Here is a 16,635-nt window from a genome sequence, read left to right on the forward strand (position 1 = left end):
GTGCGGAATACTGGGCGCATGCCCGCAGCCTCCGACGCCCCCACGCCCGCGCCCCGGCGCGGCCGCCTGGCCCCTTCCGGTGACCCCACTCCCGTGGAGAACGTCGCCACGCACCTGCAGGAGGGGTGGAACCGTTGGCACCGCGCCCGCGCGCTGCGTGCCGGCAACGTGCCGACGGTCATGGCGTTCACGGGCTACGGCAGCACCAGCTGGGTGCGGATCCTCTCCCGTGTGGTGATCGCCTCCGACGAGGAGTTCATGAACGGCCGTCGGCTGTCGAAGGTGGTGGCGGACGGCGTGCGCGGCTGGCGCAACTTCGTGGCCCCGCCCATGGCCTACGCCGAGGTGGAGGTGCAGGTGGGGGACCTGCGCACCACGGTGCGCACGGACCGGATGGGCGTCGTCGACGTCGTGCTGGACGTCGAGCTGGAGCCCGGCTGGCAGACCGCCACCCTCCACGTCGGCGGCCAAGAGGAGCACGCCGTCATGGACCTGTACATCTGCGAGCCGGGCGCGCGGATCGGCCTGGTCTCGGACATCGACGACACCGTGGTGGTCACCTCACTGCCCCGCCCCCTGCTGGCGGCCTGGAACTCGTTCGTGATCGACGAGCACGCCCGCACGCCCACTCCGGGGATCGCCGTGCTGCTGCGCCGGATCGCCGAGCTCGAGCCGAAGGCCCCCGTGCTGTACCTGTCCACGGGCGCGTGGAACGTGGCGCAGACCCTCACCCGCTTCCTGGGCCGCAACCTCTACCCGCTCGGCGCTCTGCTGCTGACCAGCTGGGGGCCCACGAGGGACCGCTGGTTCCGTTCCGGTCAGGAGCACAAGAGGGTCCAGCTCGAGCGCCTCGCCGAGCAGTTCCCGGACATCCAGTGGATCCTGGTGGGCGACGACGGCCAGCACGACCCCGAGATCTACGCCGAGTTCGCGCAGCGCCACCCCGATCGGGTCAAGGCGATCGTCATCCGGCAGCTGACCCCCTCCCAGGCGCTGCTCGCGGGCGGCCGGGCGGAGGACACCCGCCATTCCACCCCGGGCATCCCGTGGTGCTACGGCCCGGACGGGGCCACGCTGTCCAATCAGCTCGAAGACCTGGGCATCCTGCCCGTCGAGTTCGTGGACGTGCAGCCCGAGGCCTGGCGTGAGGACATCCTCGGCGACGACGAGGCGCCGGCGGCCCTCGACGCCGCGGCGCAGCGCGACGGCCGGTCCACGGATGAGGAGGCCGCCCGTTGACCGCCTCGCGCTCCGTCGAGGTCCGCATCCCGCTGCGCTGGGCGGACATGGACGCCTACGGCCACGTGAACAACATCGCCGTGGTGCAGCTGCTGGAGGAGGCCCGCGTGGCGGCCTTCGGCGTGCCCGCGAACACCGGCGCCGGTGGCGGGCAGGCCCCGCCGATCGACCTGCTCGAGGGGGTGGCCCCCGGTGTGCGGACGTTCATCTCCGAGCACACCGTGAAGTACCGGGCCCAGATGCCCTACCGCCCCGTGCCGCTGCGCGTTGTGGTGAGCGTGGACGCCGTGAAGGCCGCCTCGGTGCACGTGGGCTACGCCCTGCACGACGGCGTCGACGACACCCTCTGCGCCACCGCGACGTCCGTCATGGTGTTCGTCGACGGGCAGACGGGCCGCCCCGTGCGCATCAGCCCCGAGCAGCGGGCGGCGCTGGCCGGCTGAGGTGGGCCGAGGTGGGCTGCTGACCGCCCGACAGCCGCCCAGCGACATCACCGCCGTGCAGAGTGGCTGCGATGTCGCAGAGCGGAGGTCCGCCGCTCGGGCTCGCCGAGTCGAGACAGGGCCCGTGGGACGGCCGCGGATCAGACCGAGCGGGGGACGCCCGCGGCGGTGAGGATCCGCGCCAGCCGGTCCGGCCGCAGGAGGTCTCCCCACGTCCAATGCGCGCCCGCCCGGGTGACCAGCTGCAGGGCCACCTCCCGTTCCTTCTCCCGGCGGATGCTGGCGCGGCGGGCCGTGTCGTCACCGTCGAAGAACGACAGGTCGTACTTGCCCAGCCCGTCGAACTCCCCGTACACCCGCACCTGCTCCCACCAGAAGTCCGTGCGGGCCACCGCGCGTCCGTTCGCATCCCGGTGGCGATGCTGCAGCGCCGTGGGCGGGACGAAGCCGAGCTCGTGGATGCTGGCCCGGCTGTAGGACTCGCCGGCGGATTCCGCCCGCGCGTCCGCGAAGTGCCAGGCCCGCTCGAATCGGCGGAGGGCGGCCGCGGATTTGAGTCGGCTCTCCGCCTGCCTCGCCCAGCGTGCGGCCTCCTCGGGCCGGGCTCGGACGAGCGCGTCCAGCGGGGCCACGGCGTCGCGGAACGGGGTGGCCGCTCCGAGCACCAGCAGCACCGTGGGCAGCGGATCCGCCAGGACGGTTCCGAGGCTCTGCCCGTCCGACAGGACGGCCTCGACCGGCTGAGGCGCGGCGGGGGCCGCCTCCGGCAGCCCCCACCGGGGTCGGCGGCGCGGCGGGACGGGAAGCCGGCGATCGTGGGCCACCACGGAGGGGGCGAAGGGACGGCGGGTCAGCGGACCGGCGCCGTGATGCCCGGGCGAGGGGGCGCGCAGCTCGAGCACGGGCGGCTCGACGGCCGGCCCCAGACCGTGCAACCGGGCCGCGGTCAGGCCCGTGAACACCGTCGCGGGGCGGGCGATCGAGAGGGCGACGGCGGACACGACCGCCCTGTCCCACGGACGCAGCGCGGCCCAGTCGCTGACGCTGATGTAGACGCGCGGGCAGAGCCGCACGAGGACCCCGCGGGTCCAGGCGCGTTCGAGACGGCGCCGCGCCGCCCCGTCGTGAGGGTCCGCCGCGCTGAGCAGGGGCCCGCGTCCCGGGAGCAGCGCACGCGAGTGGTCGGAGAGCAGGGTCATGCGGCCCAGTCTCGTGGGCCCGTCGGGGGCGCGACGGGTCGGCCGCGCCGGCGGTGGAGGGCACCCGACGTCGGGGGGCCTGTGCAGGAGCCGGGCGCCCTTGAGCGACCGCCGCCCTGCGACATCACCGCGCGTCAGAACGGCGGTGATGTCGCAGGGCGGCGGAGGATCACGGAAGGGACAGGGCCGGGCCTCAGACCACGCCCTGGGCGATCATCGCGTCGGCGACCTTGATGAACCCGGCGATGTTCGCCCCCGCCACGTAGTTGCCGGGCGTGCCGTACTCCTCGGCGGTCTCCACGCAGCGGTCGTGGATGTCGCGCATGATCTGCTCGAGCCGGTCGTGGGTGTAGTCGAAGCTCCACGAGTCCCGCGAGGCGTTCTGCTGCATCTCCAGCGCCGACGTCGCCACGCCGCCCGCGTTGGCGGCCTTGCCCGGGCCGAACAGCGTCCCGGAGTCGACGAACAGGTGGGCGGCCGCCTCGGTGCAGGGCATGTTCGCGCCCTCGGCCACGGCCTTCACCCCGTTCTTCAGCAGGGTCCGCGCGGCGGACTCGTCGAGCTCGTTCTGGGTGGCACACGGCAGGGCCACGGTGCCCTCGACGTCCCAGACGCTGCCGCCGGTCACGTAGCGGGACCGCCCGCCGCGGCGCTCGGCGTACTCGGAGATGCGGGCACGCTCGACCTCCTTGATCTGCTTGAGCAGGTCCAGGTCGAGGCCGTCCGGGTCCACGATGTAGCCCGAGGAGTCGGACGCGGTGAGCACGGTGGCCCCGAGCGCGGCGGCCTTCTCCGCGGCGTAGATGGCCACGTTGCCGGAGCCGGAGATCAGCACCTGCTGACCGTCCATGGATTCGCCGCGCGTGCGCAGCATGGAGTCGACGAACATCACGGCGCCGTAGCCGGTGGCCTCAGTGCGGACCAGCGAGCCGCCCCACGTCAGGCCCTTGCCGGTGAGGGCGCCGGCCTCGAAGCGGTTGGTCAGTCGCTTGTACTGGCCGAACATGTAGCCGATCTCGCGGGCGCCCACGCCGATGTCACCGGCCGGCACGTCCGTGTGCTCACCGATGTGGCGATGCAGCTCCGTCATGAAGGACTGGCAGAACCGCATGATCTCGCGGTCGGACTTGCCGGCGGGGTCGAAGTCCGAGCCGCCCTTGCCGCCGCCGATCGGCATGCCGGTGAGCGAGTTCTTGAAGATCTGCTCGAAGCCCAGGAACTTGACGATCCCGAGGTACACGGAGGGGTGGAAGCGCAGCCCGCCCTTGTACGGGCCGAGCGCCGAGTTGAACTCCACGCGGAACCCGCGGTTGACCTGCACGACGCCGGCGTCGTCGATCCACGGGACGCGGAAGATGATCTGGCGCTCCGGCTCGCAGAGGCGGTGCATGACCCCGGCCTCGACGTACTGGGGGTGGCGCTGCACCACCGGCCCCAGCGCCTCGAACACCTCGGACACCGCCTGGTGGAACTCGGCCTCGCCGGGGTTGCGCGCGAACACTTCGTCGCGCAGGGTCTCCAGAGACTCATTCATGGTGTCCTCCTCGGACGTCGGGGTAGAGACGCCCCGCGGTGCCCCCGCCGTGGCGCGCCGCGGTCGGAGGAGGCCGCGGTGCCTGACGCCCATCCTGACAGGGAGTGCGCTCTGTTGCCGAAATGAGACGCGGGCCACCCCGGGCCCCGCGTTCGGCTCAGCGCGGCGGCGCCGCCTCGGTGTCGATGCTGGCCTGCTGGCTCTCGCTGTAGCGCGGGCCCGCCACGGTCGCGTCGTTGACGAGGTCGTCCAGCCGGGCGACGTCGGCCGGGGTCAGCCGCACCTCGTGCGCGCCCCGGTCCTCGAGCCAGTGCTCCCACGAGGTGGTGCCCGGGATCGCCAGGACGTCCTTGCCCTGGGCCAGGACCCAGGCGACGGCGAGCCCCGCCGTGCTCGTCCCGAGCCGGACGGCCTCGGCCGAGAGCGCCTCGCGCAGCGTCAGGTTGGCCTCGTAGTGGCCCTCGGCGAAGCGGGGCAGCCGGTGCCGCAGATCTCCCGCGTCCAGCCCGCCCAGCCGCGGCGGCGCGTCCGTGAGCAGGCCGCGGCTGACGGGGGAGAAGGCCACGAAGGCGGTCCCATGGCGGCGGCACGCCTCGAGCACGCCCCACTCGGGGTTGCGGGTGGCGAGGGAGTACTCGGACTGCACGGCCGCGATCGGGTGGACGGCCACGGCCCGGGTCAGGGTGACGGCCGAGACCTCGGACAGGCCGATCGCCCCGATCTTGCCCTCCGTGACGGCCTCTGCGAGCGCCCCCACGGACTCCTCGACGGGGACCTCCGGGTCCAGCCGGTGCAGGTAGTACAGGTCGATCCGGTCCTGGCCGAGCCGGCTCAGGGAGGCGTCCACGTGCGCGCGCAGCGTCTCCGGGCGGCCGTCGATCCGCCGCTGCCCGTCCCGCACGAGCCCGCCCTTGGAGGCGAGCAGCACGCGCTCGCGGACGTCCGACCCCGCCCGGGCGAGCGCGCGCCCCACGAGCTCCTCGCTGCGGCCGCCGCCGTAGAGGGTGGCGGTGTCCAGGTGGTCGGTGCCGTCCTCCAGCACGCGGGTGAGCAGGTCGACGGCGGCGTCGTCGTCGAGGAATCCGGAGTAGCCGTGCACGATGTTCATGCACCCGAGGCCGACGGGGTGCACGTCCTTGCCGGCGAGGCGGCGGGGCGCGGCGGGATCGGGCAGGGGGCCGGGCTCGGCGGGTCGGGGGTGCGGGGTGGCGTCCATGCCCGCCACCCTAGCCACGGCTCCGGACGCGAGACCCGGACCGCCGGGCGCCCGCCCGGCGTCCGGCCCGGGGTTCAGCCGAACACGCGCGCGGCCAGCAGCGACGGCGCCGTCAGCAGCCGGCGGGCCAGCTCCACGCGGCGGCGCTCCTGCACCGCGATCGCCTTCTCGTAGTAGCCCACGAGCTGTTCGCACAGCACCGGCCAGGTCCGGCCCTGCACCGACGCCCACGCCGCGTCGGCGAACGCGGCCCGCTTGACGTCGTCGTACACGAGGTCCGCGACGTGGCGGCGCAGCTCGTCCAGCTCGCCGGGCGGGTAGAGCCAGCCGGTGCGGGAGGCGTCCACGATGTCGAGGGGGCCGCCGCGGCCGACGGCGACGACGGGCACGCCCGAGGCCATCGCCTCCTGCAGTGTCTGGCCGAAGGTGTCGGACTCGCCGGGGTGCACGAACAGGTCCAGGCTCGCCACGTGGCGTGCGAGGTCCTCGCCGCCCTGGAAGCCGGCGAAGTGCGCGCCGGGCAGCTCCCGCTCGAGCTGTTCGCGCAGCGGCCCGGAGCCGATGACCACGAGGCGGGTGCCCGGCAGGTCCGAGAGCACGCGCAGGTCCCCGACCTGCTTTTCGTGCGCCAGCCGCCCCACGAAGCCCACGAGCTTCTCGCCGTTCGGGGCGAGCTCGGCGCGCAGCGCCTCGTCCCGCTTGGCGGGATGGAATCGGCGGGAGTCGACGCCGCGGCCCCACAGGTGCACGCGTCGCACCCCCTGGCGGTGCAGCTGCCGGACGGTGAACGACGACGGCGCGAGCGTCAGCGTGGCCATGTTGTGCAGGCGCGCCACGTGGCTCCACAGCACGTCCTCCAGCCACGGGGCGCCGTACCGGGCCGCGTAGCCGGGGACCTCGGTCTGGTAGACGGCCACGGAGGGGATGCCGAGCTCCTCGGCCGCCTGCACCGCGCGCCAGCCCAGCACGAAGGGGGAGGCGATGTGCACCACGTCCGGGGCGAAGTCGGCGAGCATGCCGCGCAGCCGGCCCACCGTGCCGGCGGCCACCCGCACAGAGGCGTACCCGGTCAGGGGCACGGAGGGCAGGGTGCGCACGGGGAAGCCCTCGACCTCGCGGGGGGCCTCACCGGCGCCCGCGCGTTGGGTCCACCCGGCGGACCACGAGGCGGCCGGGGCGATCACCATCGCCTCGTCGCCCCGCTCCCGCAGGTGGCGCAGCACCTGGAGGATGGAGTTGGTGACCCCGTTCATATGGGGCAGGAACGATTCGGCGACCACGACGACACGCACGTGGCCGACGCTAAGGACCCCGGACCACGGCCGGGGCACCCGCCGACGACGGCCCGGTGACCCCGCGATGAACTCTCGGGTCCGGTGACGGTCGTCGCACCGGCCCGCGCGGCCCGCCCCCGTCCAGGCGCCGCCCGGAGTCGGGTGGCACCATGGACGGGTGAGTTCCCGCCCCGCTGCGCCCCGTCTGCTGCGCCCCGTCCCCCTGCCGCTGTGGCTGCAGGGGGTGGTCGAGGCGCTCGTCACGGCGATGATCAGCCTGCTGGCGGTCATGGTCCCCACCCTCGCGGTGTGGGCCACGGGCGGGTTCGAGCGGCCGACCATCGAGGGTGCCGTCCAGGTGGGCGGCGTCCTGTGGCTGGCCCTGCACGCGGTGCCCGTCACCGTGGCCACGGCCATGCCCACCGCGCCGGATCACCTCATCACCGGCACGGCGTGGCTCGTGCCGTGGGGCCTGACCCTGGTCCCGCTCGCGCTGTCGTGGCGGGCCGGCCGGCGCCTGGCCCGCGCGTCCTACCGGGACCAGGCGTGGCAGGCCTTCGTGGGCGCGGTGGGGGCCTACGCCCTGGTGGGGCTGGCCGTGGCGTTCCTGCCCGGCACGGACGAGCTGACGGTCCACCCCGCCCCGGCGGCGCTGCTGCCCGCCCTGCTCTTCGGCGTCGCCGCCCTCGCGGGGGCCCGGCGCGAGGCGGGCACCTGGGCCCACCTGATCGGCCTGGACCTCACGGAGCGGATCTCGCGGCGCTCGCAGTACGAACGCTGGGCCGGTTCGTACGCCTGGTCCGTGGTGCGCGCCGCGGTCCTCGCCGTGCTCGCCCTGACGGGCCTGAACGCGCTGCTCGTGGCGGGGCGGCTGGCCGTCGAGTGGACCGCCGTCGTCACCGTGGCCGAGGCGATCGGGGGCGGTCCGCTGGGCGGCCTGCTCCTGGCGCTGCTGCAGATCGGCTGGCTGCCCACGTTCACCGCGTGGTCGATCGCGTGGACGGCGGGCCCGGGGTTCTCCGTGGGCGCGGACAGCCTCTACTCGGTGTTCGGCGCGACGCCGGCCACCGCGCCTGCCCTTCCGGCGCTGGGTGCGCTGCCCGTGACGTGGTCGCCGTGGCAGCTGCTCCTGCTGGCCGTGCCGATCGGCGCCGGCGCCGTGGCCGGCGTGTGGCTGCTGCGGGAGGGGGAGAACCACCTCGACGACTGGCTGCACGCCCGCCACGGCAGCCGCGCGGTGTCCCTGACGCTGTCCACGCTGGCCCTGGCCGTGCTCACCGGACTGCTCGCCGGGCTGCTGCTGCTCGTGCCGCTGGCCCTCACCTCCGGGACGCTCGGGCTCGGCACGCTGACGGACATCGGCTCCCACGTCTGGGCGGTGTGCGCCGCCGTCGCCGGGTGGGTCGCGCTGGGCTGCGCGGCCGGCTACCTCACGGCCCTGGCCGTGGCCGGGCACCGGGACGGGACGACGACGGTGCCGCGGTCCGGCGACCGCGCCTCGGGCCTGCGCGACCGGCCGTCCCCGCGCCGGGCGCGGGACTGACGCCCGCGGCTCAGGGCCGCAGCTGGGGCACCCCCGTGCGCTCCTCCACCTGACGGGTGAACTCGTCCGCGCACGCCTGCTGCGCCCGCACGGTGAGCGCGGAGGCGCCGCACTGCTCGAGCTGGACCGTCGCGTCCCACGCGAGCAGCGGCAGCGCCGCCGTCGTCATGCCCATCAGCGCCATCGCCATGCCGGCGGACGCCACCGCGCGGGGCAGCCCCGAGCGCTCGGCGCCGCGGCTCGTGACCCACACGCGCACGCCGAGCACGAGGGCGACCAGCCCCAGCGCGAGGGCGATCAGCTTCCACGGCAGCACGAGGGAGAAGGAGAGCACCATCCCCAGCAGCGCCACGGACTGCCACAGCAGGGCACGGCCGGTGCGCACGCGGCCGGGATCCGGGGCGCCCTGCGGCGGGCGGGGCGGGGAGGAGGGAACGGGGGCGGACACCCCCTCACCCTACGATGGGCGCATGCGCATCGTTGCCCTCGTCTCCGGTTCCGGCACCAACCTGCAGGCCGTCCTCGACGCCGTCGCCTCCGGCGCCCTGGACGTGGAGATCGCCGCGGTGGGCGCCGACGTCGCCGACGCCGGCGGCCTGGAGCGTGCCCGCGCCCACGGGATCGAGACGTTCGTGGTGTCCCCGAAGGACCACGCGGACCGGCGCGCGTGGGACGAGGCGCTCGCGGACGCCGTCGTCGCCTACGCGCCGGACTGGGTGGTGTGCTCCGGGTTCATGCGGATCCTGGGCGCCCCGCTGCTCGAGCGGTTCGAGGGCCGCATCCTCAACACCCACCCGGCCCTGCTGCCCTCCTTCCCGGGGGCCCACGGCGTCCGGGACGCGCTGGCGCACGGGGTGAAGGTCACCGGCTGCACCGTGCACGTGGTGGACGCGGGCGTGGACACCGGCCCGATCCTCGCGCAGGCCGCGGTGCCCGTGCTGGACACGGACACCGAGGCCGAGCTGCACGAGCGCATCAAGGTCCAGGAGCGGGCCCTGCTGCTGCGCGTGCTCGGCGAGCTCAGTCGGCGCTGACCTCGAGGGTGCGGCCGCGGGTCTCCGGGGCCAGCGCCAGCATCGCCGCGCAGGCCAGGACCACGAGCCCGCCGGTGACGGCGAACGCCGCCGGCAGCCCGAGGGCGGGGACCAGCGTGCCCACGAAGAGCAGCGGGCCCAGGCCCGCGCCCACCCGCGAGGCCGCCGACGCCCAGCCGAAGCCGGAGGCGCGCAGCGTCGTCGGGTACAGCTCGGAGACGTACGTGTAGAGCACCGGGATCGCGACCTGCACCACGAAGCCGAACGTCAGCACGAGCGGCAGCACCGCGGCGGGCACGTCCAGCACGCTCGCCAGCCAGACGGTCAGGGCGCTCGCGACGACGGCGCTGACGGCCAGCAGCCAGCGGCGGCCGGTGACCTCGATCAGCACGGTGGCCACGACCACGCCGAGCAGGCCGGCCGCGGCCATGCCGGAGGTCATGATGAAGGCGCGGCCCTCCGCGTAGCCGGCGTCGATGAGGAACGTCGGCAGCCACTGCAGCGCGATGTAGTAGACGAGCATGATGGCCACGAACAGGGCCCAGGCGACCGCGGTGATGCGCGGGGAGAACCGCCAGACCGCGGCGAGCTGTGCGCCGACGCCGCCGGAGCGGGCCGGCTCGGCCGGGGGCATCGTGTAGGGCCGGCGGGGTGCGCCGGTGGCCGCCACCATGCGGTCGATGACGGCGCGGGCCTGTGCCTCGCGGCCCCGGCTCATCAGGAACAGCGGGGACTCGGGGATGCCTAGGCGCACGACGAACACGAGCAGGGCCGGCAGGACCATGGCCAGCAGGGGCAGGCGCCAGTCGCCCCACGTGCCCACGAGCCAGGCGGAGACGAGGCCGCACAGCGCGGCGCCGACGGGCCACCAGCCGTCCATCGCGGCCAGGACGCGGCCGCGCAGCCGGCGCGGGGTGAACTCGCCCACGAGCGCGTAGTCCACGGGGATCGTGCCGCCCAGGCCCATGCCGGCCACGAACCGGAACAGCGCGAACCACAGCAGGGAGTCCGTCAGCGCGCCCGCGATCGTGAACACGGAGAAGATCGCGAGCGTCCACGCGAACGCCGCCTTGCGGCCGATGCGGTCCGCGATGGTGCCCCACAGGAACGCGCCCACGGCCATGCCGATGAGGTTGGCGGTGCCGATCCACGCGGCGTCGGCCTTGTCCAGGGCCCACTCCTCGCGCAGCAGCGGGATCATCACGCCGTTGAGCGTGACGTCCCACGCGTCGAACATGAAGCCCAGGCCGCCGATCAGGAAGATGCGGCCCTGGACGGACCAGCGCCACGGCAGCTCCTGGACGACCGCCTCACCGGTGGGCAGGGCGGCGTCGGGGGCGACGACGTCGGGCGCGGGCCCGGGGTGCGCGCCGTCGGCGCTGGGGCGGGGCGGGGTGGCGGAGGACATGGTCGGCTCCCGTTCGTCGGGTGGAGTGGGGGCGGTCCGTCACGCGGACGCCTGGGCCATTATGCGGCCCGGCCTATGCTGGGGGACGCACCCGGACCCCCTCGAAGGAGCGCCCCCTCGTGACCTCTGCCCAGCCCACCACCACCACCGTCCTGGACACGGTGCCCCTGAAGCGGGCCCTGATCTCCGTGTACGACAAGACCGGCCTCGAGGAGCTCGCCACAGGGCTCCACGCCGCGGGCGTGCAGATCGTCTCGACCGGCTCCACCGCCCAGCGCATCGCCGCCGCCGGTGTGCCCGTCACCGAGGTCGCCGAGGTCACCGGGTTCCAGGAGTGCCTGGACGGCCGCGTGAAGACGCTGCACCCGCGCGTGCACGCGGGCATCCTGGCCGACCGTCGTCGCGAGGACCACGTGACCCAGCTGCGCGAGCTCGAGGTGGAGCCGTTCGACCTCGTCGTCGTGAACCTCTACCCGTTCGTGGACACCGTGAACTCGGGCGCCGCGGAGGACGCCGTCGTCGAGCAGATCGACATCGGCGGGCCGTCCATGGTGCGCGCGGCCGCGAAGAACCACGCGTCCGTGGCGATCGTGGTGGACCCGGCCCGCTACGGCGAGGTGGTCCAGGCCGCGCAGTCCGGCGGCTTCGACCTGCGCGCCCGCCGGCGCCTGGCCGCCCTGGCCTTCGCCCACACCGCCGGGTACGACAACGCCGTGGCCGCCTGGACCGCCGCCCACTTCGGCGAGGACACGGACGCGGACGAGATCCCCGTGTTCCCGCCCTACGCCGGCTTCTCCCTCGAGCGCGCGCAGATCCTGCGCTACGGCGAGAACCCGCACCAGCCCGCGGCGCTGTACCTGGACTCCTCGGCGGCCCCCGGCATCGCGCAGGCCGAGCTGCTGCACGGCAAGCCGATGAGCTACAACAACTACGTGGACGCCGACGCCGCGGTGCGCGCCGCCTTCGACCACCCGGTCCCGGCCGTGGCGATCGTCAAGCACGCCAACCCGTGCGGCCTGGCCGTCACGGATGAGGGCACGGACATCGCGCAGGCGCACGCCAAGGCCCACGCGTGCGACCCGGTCTCCGCGTTCGGCGGCGTGATCGCGGCCAACCGCCCGGTCACCGCCGCCATGGCCGCCCAGGTGAAGGACGTGTTCACGGAGGTCGTCGTGGCCCCGGCGTTCGAGCCCGAGGCCCTGGAGATCCTCTCCGCCAAGAAGAACCTGCGTCTGCTGAGCCTGCCCGAGGGCTTCCTGCGGGATGCGGTGGAGGCCAAGCAGGTCTCGGGCGGCATGCTGCTGCAGATCGCGGACGCGGTGGACGCGGACGGCGACGACCCGGCCACCTGGACCCTCGCCGCCGGCCCCGCCGCCGACGAGGCCGTCCTGGCCGACCTGGCCTTCGCGTGGCGCGCCGTGCGCGCGGCCAAGTCCAACGCCGTGCTGCTGGCCCACGACGGCGCCACGGTGGGCGTGGGCATGGGCCAGGTCAACCGCCTCGACTCCTGCCGCCTGGCCGTCGAGCGCGCCAACACCCTGGGCGCCGCGCAGACCGGCGGGCAGGACGTGAGCAGCGCCGGCGGCGCGGAGAACGTCTCCGGGGAGGGCGCCCCCGAGCGGGCCCGCGGGTCCGTGGCCGCCTCGGACGCGTTCTTCCCGTTCGCGGACGGGCTGCAGATCCTCATCGACGCCGGCGTGAAGGCCGTCGTCCAGCCGGGCGGCTCCGTCCGGGACGAGGAGGTCGTGGCCGCGGCCGAGGCCGCCGGCGTGACCCTGTACCTGACCGGGGCGCGCCACTTCTTCCACGGCTGAGCGCGGCGCGCCGCTGCCGGACGGGGGCCCGGACCGGGCCCCCCGACCCCCAGGAGGTGACGAGGTGATGACCCGCCGCGAGGTCGAGAGCGTCGAGGACCGCATCCGTGAGCACCTGCGCAGGGACGACCTCGACAGCGCGGTCGAGCTGCTGCGCGCGCTGTCCCCGGGCGACGCGCTCGACCTCCTGGACCGCTCCGAGCCGCGCATGGCCCCGATGCTGTTCCGCCTCCTGGACAAGACGACGGCGGTCCAGGTCTTCGCGGCCATGGAGACGGGCCAGCAGTCCGACCTGGTGCGCAAGCTCCAGGACGGTCAGGTCCAGGACCTCTTCGCCGAGCTGCGGGTCTCGGGCCAGGCCCGGCTGCTCGACGAGATGCCGGCCAACGTGGCCCGCAAGATGCTCGCCGGGCTCGACGCGGAGGCGAGCGGCAAGGCCGGCCGGCTCCTGGGCTACCCGGCGGACTCGGTGGGACGGCGGTTGCGCATGGCGCCCGTGCGCCTGCGCGAGGACTGGACCGTGTCCACCGCGCTCGAGAACCTCCGGGAGCACGGGGGGCAGGAGCAGGCCGCCATCGTCTCCGTGCCGGTGGTCAGTCCCCAGGCGCGTCTGACGGGCGTCGTCGACGTCTCCGTGCTGGTCACGCAGCCGCTCGATGCGCGAGTCTCGGAGATCATGCGGGAACCGGTGTCCGCCGTCGCCACCGAGGACGCCGAGGAGGTGGCCCGGCTCTGCGCGGACCGCCGTCTGTGGACCGTGCCGGTGACGGACTCGGAGGGTCGCCTGATCGGGGTGTTCACGGTGGCCGACGCCCTCGAGGTCCTCGACGAGGGGTCGACCGAGGACTCCGCCCGCGCCGGCGGCGTGGAGCCGCTGGGTCGTCCCTACCTGGCGACCTCCGTCCTGAGCCTGATGCGCTCGCGGATCACGTGGCTGCTCGTGCTCGCGATCGGGGCCACCCTCACCGTGCAGGTGCTCGGCGTCTTCGAGGACACGCTCGAGGAGATGGTCGTCCTCTCCCTGTTCATCCCGCTGATCATCGGCACCGGCGGCAACACGGGCAACCAGGCGGCCACCACGGTCACCCGGGCGCTCGCCCTCGACGACGTCCGGCCCCGCGACGCGCCGCGCGTGATGTTCCGCGAGCTGCGCGTCGGCATGGCCCTGGGCGGGTGCATCGGCCTGCTGGGCCTCGTGCTCGCCGGGCTCGTGTTCTCGTGGCCCGTCGGTCTCGTGATCGGGGCGACGCTGTTCACCGTGTGCGCCTTCGCCGCCACCGTCGGCGGCCTCATGCCGTTGGCGGCGCGCACGATCGGCGCCGACCCCGCCGTGTTCTCGAACCCGTTCATCTCGACGCTCGTGGACGCCCTCGGCCTGGTCGTCTACTTCTTCATCGCCCAGGCCGTGCTCGGCATCTGAGCCGGCCACGACCCACGACGCCCTTCCCGCCTCGGCGAGGCGTTCCGGGGCGGGCCCGCCGGACCGGCCGCGGGCGCTGACGCCGAGCCACACACGGTGTGGCGCGTCCGAGGCGCCGGGTAGATTGGCGGGGAGTCACCCGTTCCCTGCCGACGAGGGCCGCGTCTCGAGTGCGGCCAGAAGGAGAGATCATCCGCATGTCGAAGATCATCTACACGCTCACGGACGAGGCGCCCATGCTGGCCACCGCGTCGCTGCTGCCGATCGTGCGCGCCTACGCGGGCACCGCCGGCGTGGAGCTGGAGACCCGTGACATCTCGCTGGCCGGCCGCATCCTCGCCGCGTTCAAGGACGTCCTGCCCGAGGACCAGCGCACCGCGGACGCCCTCGCCGAGCTCGGCGAGCTCGTGAAGACCCCCGAGGCCAACGTCATCAAGCTGCCGAACATCTCCGCGTCCGTGCCGCAGCTGCGCGCCGCGATCAAGGAGCTGCAGGCGGACGGCTACGCGCTGCCGGAGTACCCGGACGAGCCGAAGACCGATGCGGAGAAGGACGCGAAGGCGCGCTACGACTCGGTCAAGGGCTCCGCCGTGAACCCGGTGCTGCGCGAGGGCAACTCGGACCGCCGCGCCCCGAAGGCCGTGAAGGCGTACGCCAAGCGCTTCCCCCACTCGATGGGCGAGTGGACCCCGGACTCCAAGACCGCCGTCGCCACCATGGGCGCGGACGACTTCCGCGCCAATGAGCAGTCCGTGACCCTGCCGGCCGCCGACGTGCTGACGATCGAGTTCACCGACGAGGACGGCAAGACCACCGTGCTCAAGGAGGGCCTGAAGGTCCTCAAGGGCGAGGTCGTGGACGGCACGTTCATGTCCGCCAAGGCCCTGGACGCGTTCCTCGCCGAGCAGGTCAAGCGCGCCAAGGAGGAGGGCATCCTCTTCTCCGCGCACCTGAAGGCCACCATGATGAAGGTCTCCGACCCGGTGATCTTCGGCCACGTCGTGAAGGCCTACTTCTCCGAGCTGTTCGAGAAGTACGGCGAGCAGCTGGCCGCCGCCGGCCTGTCCGCGAACAACGGCCTCGCCGCGATCGAGGGCGGCCTGGACAAGCTCGACGCCGAGACCGCCGAGGGTGTGCGCGCCGCCATCGCCGCCGCCTACGAGAACGGCCCGGACGTGGCCATGGTGAACTCCGCCAAGGGCATCACCAACCTCCACGTGCCCTCCGACGTGATCGTGGACGCCTCCATGCCCGCCATGATCCGCACCTCCGGCCGCATGTGGAACAAGGACGACCAGACCCAGGACACCCTGGCCGTCATCCCGGACTCCTCCTACGCCGGCGTCTACCAGGCCGTGATCGACGACTGCAAGGCCAACGGCGCCTACGACCCCACCACCATGGGCACCGTCCCGAACGTGGGCCTCATGGCGCAGAAGGCCGAGGAGTACGGCTCGCACGACAAGACGTTCATCATGGACGCCGCGGGCACCGTGGCCGTGAAGAACTCCGCCGGGGAGACCCTGCTCTCCCACGAGGTCGAGGCCGGCGACATCTGGCGCGCCTGCCAGACCAAGGACGTCCCGGTGCGCGACTGGGTGAAGCTGGCCGTGACCCGCGCCCGCGCGTCCCAGACCCCGGCCGTGTTCTGGCTGGACGAGACCCGCGCCCACGACCGTGAGCTCATCAAGAAGGTCGAGGAGTACCTCAAGGAGCACGACACCGAGGACCTGGACATCCGCATCCTCTCCCCGGTCGAGGCCGCCAAGCTCTCGGTGGAGCGCATCCGCCGCGGCGAGGACACCATCTCCGTGACCGGCAACGTGCTGCGTGACTACAACACGGACCTGTTCCCGATCCTCGAGCTGGGCACGTCCGCGAAGATGCTGTCGATCGTCCCGCTGCTCAACGGCGGCGGCCTGTTCGAGACCGGTGCGGGCGGCTCCGCCCCGAAGCACGTGCAGCAGCTGCTGGAGGAGAACCACCTTCGCTGGGACTCCCTCGGCGAGTTCCTCGCGCTGGCCGTGTCCTTCGAGCACGAGGCGGTCGCGAACGAGAACCACCGCGCGCAGGTCCTGGCGGACACCCTGGACGCCGCCACCGGCACCCTGCTGATCGAGGGCAAGTCCCCGAAGCGCAAGGTCGGCGAGCTGGACAACCGCGGCAGCCACTTCTACCTGGCGCTGTACTGGGCCCGCGAGCTGGCGAAGCAGACCGAGGACGCCGAGCTGGCGGCCGCGGCGAAGCCGATCGCCGAGGAGCTGGGGGCCCAGGAGGAGACCATCCTGGCCGAGCTCAACGGCGTGCAGGGCTCCCCGGTGGACCTGGGCGGCTACTACTGGCCGGAGCTGGAGAAGGTCACCTCCGTGATGCGCCCGTCCGCGACGCTCAACGCGATCGTGGACAAGCTCTCCGTCTGAGCGACTGAGCGACTGAGCGGCTGAGCGCCGGGGGCCGGGTCGCGTGCGTGGAGCGCGCGGCCCGGCCCCTTCTCGTGTCCGCAACGCGGGT

General features: G+C 73.8%; 13 protein-coding genes. 7 read left to right on the forward strand and 6 right to left on the reverse strand.

Features of this window, described 5'->3' with window-relative positions; all coding sequences use genetic code 11:
• The first annotated feature begins 18 nt into the window (after positions 1-18).
• The gene (locus tag AC0VX0_RS01900; protein ID WP_207476101.1) at positions 19-1,239 is read left to right on the forward strand and encodes an App1 family protein; all 1,221 of its coding nucleotides are present in this window, start codon (positions 19-21) and stop codon (positions 1,237-1,239) included.
• On the forward strand, positions 1,236-1,682 hold the full coding sequence (locus tag AC0VX0_RS01905; protein ID WP_002853740.1) for an acyl-CoA thioesterase: 447 nt from the start codon (positions 1,236-1,238) through the stop codon (positions 1,680-1,682). Before AC0VX0_RS01900 ends, AC0VX0_RS01905 begins: the two co-directional genes overlap by 4 nt.
• A gap of 140 nt (positions 1,683-1,822) precedes the next feature.
• Here the strand turns inward: AC0VX0_RS01905 and AC0VX0_RS01910 are convergent, their stop codons facing one another.
• The 4 genes from AC0VX0_RS01910 to AC0VX0_RS01925 form a co-directional block, all read right to left on the reverse strand.
• Positions 1,823-2,881 (reverse strand): hypothetical protein, encoded by a 1,059-nt coding sequence (locus AC0VX0_RS01910; RefSeq protein ID WP_101965717.1) that lies wholly within the window; start codon positions 2,879-2,881, stop codon positions 1,823-1,825.
• Positions 2,882-3,074: 193 nt separating this feature from the next.
• Positions 3,075-4,415, reverse strand: coding sequence for an NADP-specific glutamate dehydrogenase (gene gdhA / locus AC0VX0_RS01915; protein WP_020621604.1), 1,341 nt, complete (start codon positions 4,413-4,415; stop codon positions 3,075-3,077).
• A 157-nt stretch (positions 4,416-4,572) separates the two neighbouring features.
• Positions 4,573-5,631: an aldo/keto reductase gene (locus AC0VX0_RS01920; RefSeq protein ID WP_020621605.1), complete on the reverse strand. Its 1,059-nt coding sequence runs from the start codon at positions 5,629-5,631 to the stop codon at positions 4,573-4,575.
• Positions 5,632-5,705: 74 nt separating this feature from the next.
• Positions 5,706-6,923 carry a glycosyltransferase family 4 protein gene (locus AC0VX0_RS01925; protein ID WP_049145616.1) on the reverse strand — a complete coding sequence of 406 codons (1,218 nt, stop codon included), beginning with the start codon at positions 6,921-6,923 and terminating at the stop codon, positions 5,706-5,708.
• A gap of 160 nt (positions 6,924-7,083) precedes the next feature.
• Between AC0VX0_RS01925 and AC0VX0_RS01930 the strand changes: the two genes are divergently transcribed.
• Positions 7,084-8,448, forward strand: coding sequence for a cell division protein PerM (locus AC0VX0_RS01930; protein ID WP_230277850.1), 1,365 nt, complete (start codon positions 7,084-7,086; stop codon positions 8,446-8,448).
• A gap of 10 nt (positions 8,449-8,458) precedes the next feature.
• Here AC0VX0_RS01930 and AC0VX0_RS01935 read toward each other — a convergent pair whose 3' ends face one another.
• A complete protein-coding gene (locus AC0VX0_RS01935; RefSeq protein WP_070709856.1) occupies positions 8,459-8,896 on the reverse strand; it encodes a hypothetical protein in 438 nt (145 codons plus the stop codon).
• 22 nt (positions 8,897-8,918) lie between these two features.
• On the opposite strand from AC0VX0_RS01935, the gene purN reads away from it, so the two are divergent.
• A complete protein-coding gene (gene purN, locus AC0VX0_RS01940; protein WP_020621609.1) occupies positions 8,919-9,482 on the forward strand; it encodes a phosphoribosylglycinamide formyltransferase in 564 nt (187 codons plus the stop codon).
• Here the strand turns inward: purN and AC0VX0_RS01945 are convergent.
• Entirely contained in the window at positions 9,469-10,890 is a 1,422-nt protein-coding gene (locus AC0VX0_RS01945) for an MFS transporter (protein ID WP_020621610.1), read from the reverse strand. The genes purN and AC0VX0_RS01945 overlap by 14 nt on opposite strands.
• 119 nt (positions 10,891-11,009) lie before the next feature.
• On the opposite strand from AC0VX0_RS01945, the gene purH reads away from it, so the two are divergent.
• From purH to AC0VX0_RS01960, 3 genes are all read left to right on the forward strand, one after another.
• The gene (gene purH, locus AC0VX0_RS01950; RefSeq protein WP_041102975.1) at positions 11,010-12,704 is read left to right on the forward strand and encodes a bifunctional phosphoribosylaminoimidazolecarboxamide formyltransferase/IMP cyclohydrolase; all 1,695 of its coding nucleotides are present in this window, start codon (positions 11,010-11,012) and stop codon (positions 12,702-12,704) included.
• A 67-nt stretch (positions 12,705-12,771) separates the two neighbouring features.
• The gene (gene mgtE / locus AC0VX0_RS01955; protein WP_049145605.1) at positions 12,772-14,124 is read left to right on the forward strand and encodes a magnesium transporter; all 1,353 of its coding nucleotides are present in this window, start codon (positions 12,772-12,774) and stop codon (positions 14,122-14,124) included.
• A 197-nt stretch (positions 14,125-14,321) separates the two neighbouring features.
• Positions 14,322-16,544: an NADP-dependent isocitrate dehydrogenase gene (locus AC0VX0_RS01960; protein ID WP_100058387.1), complete on the forward strand. Its 2,223-nt coding sequence runs from the start codon at positions 14,322-14,324 to the stop codon at positions 16,542-16,544.
• Positions 16,545-16,635: the final 91 nt, after the last annotated feature.

The sequence above is a fragment of the Micrococcus sp. iso_26 genome (assembly GCF_056172975.1).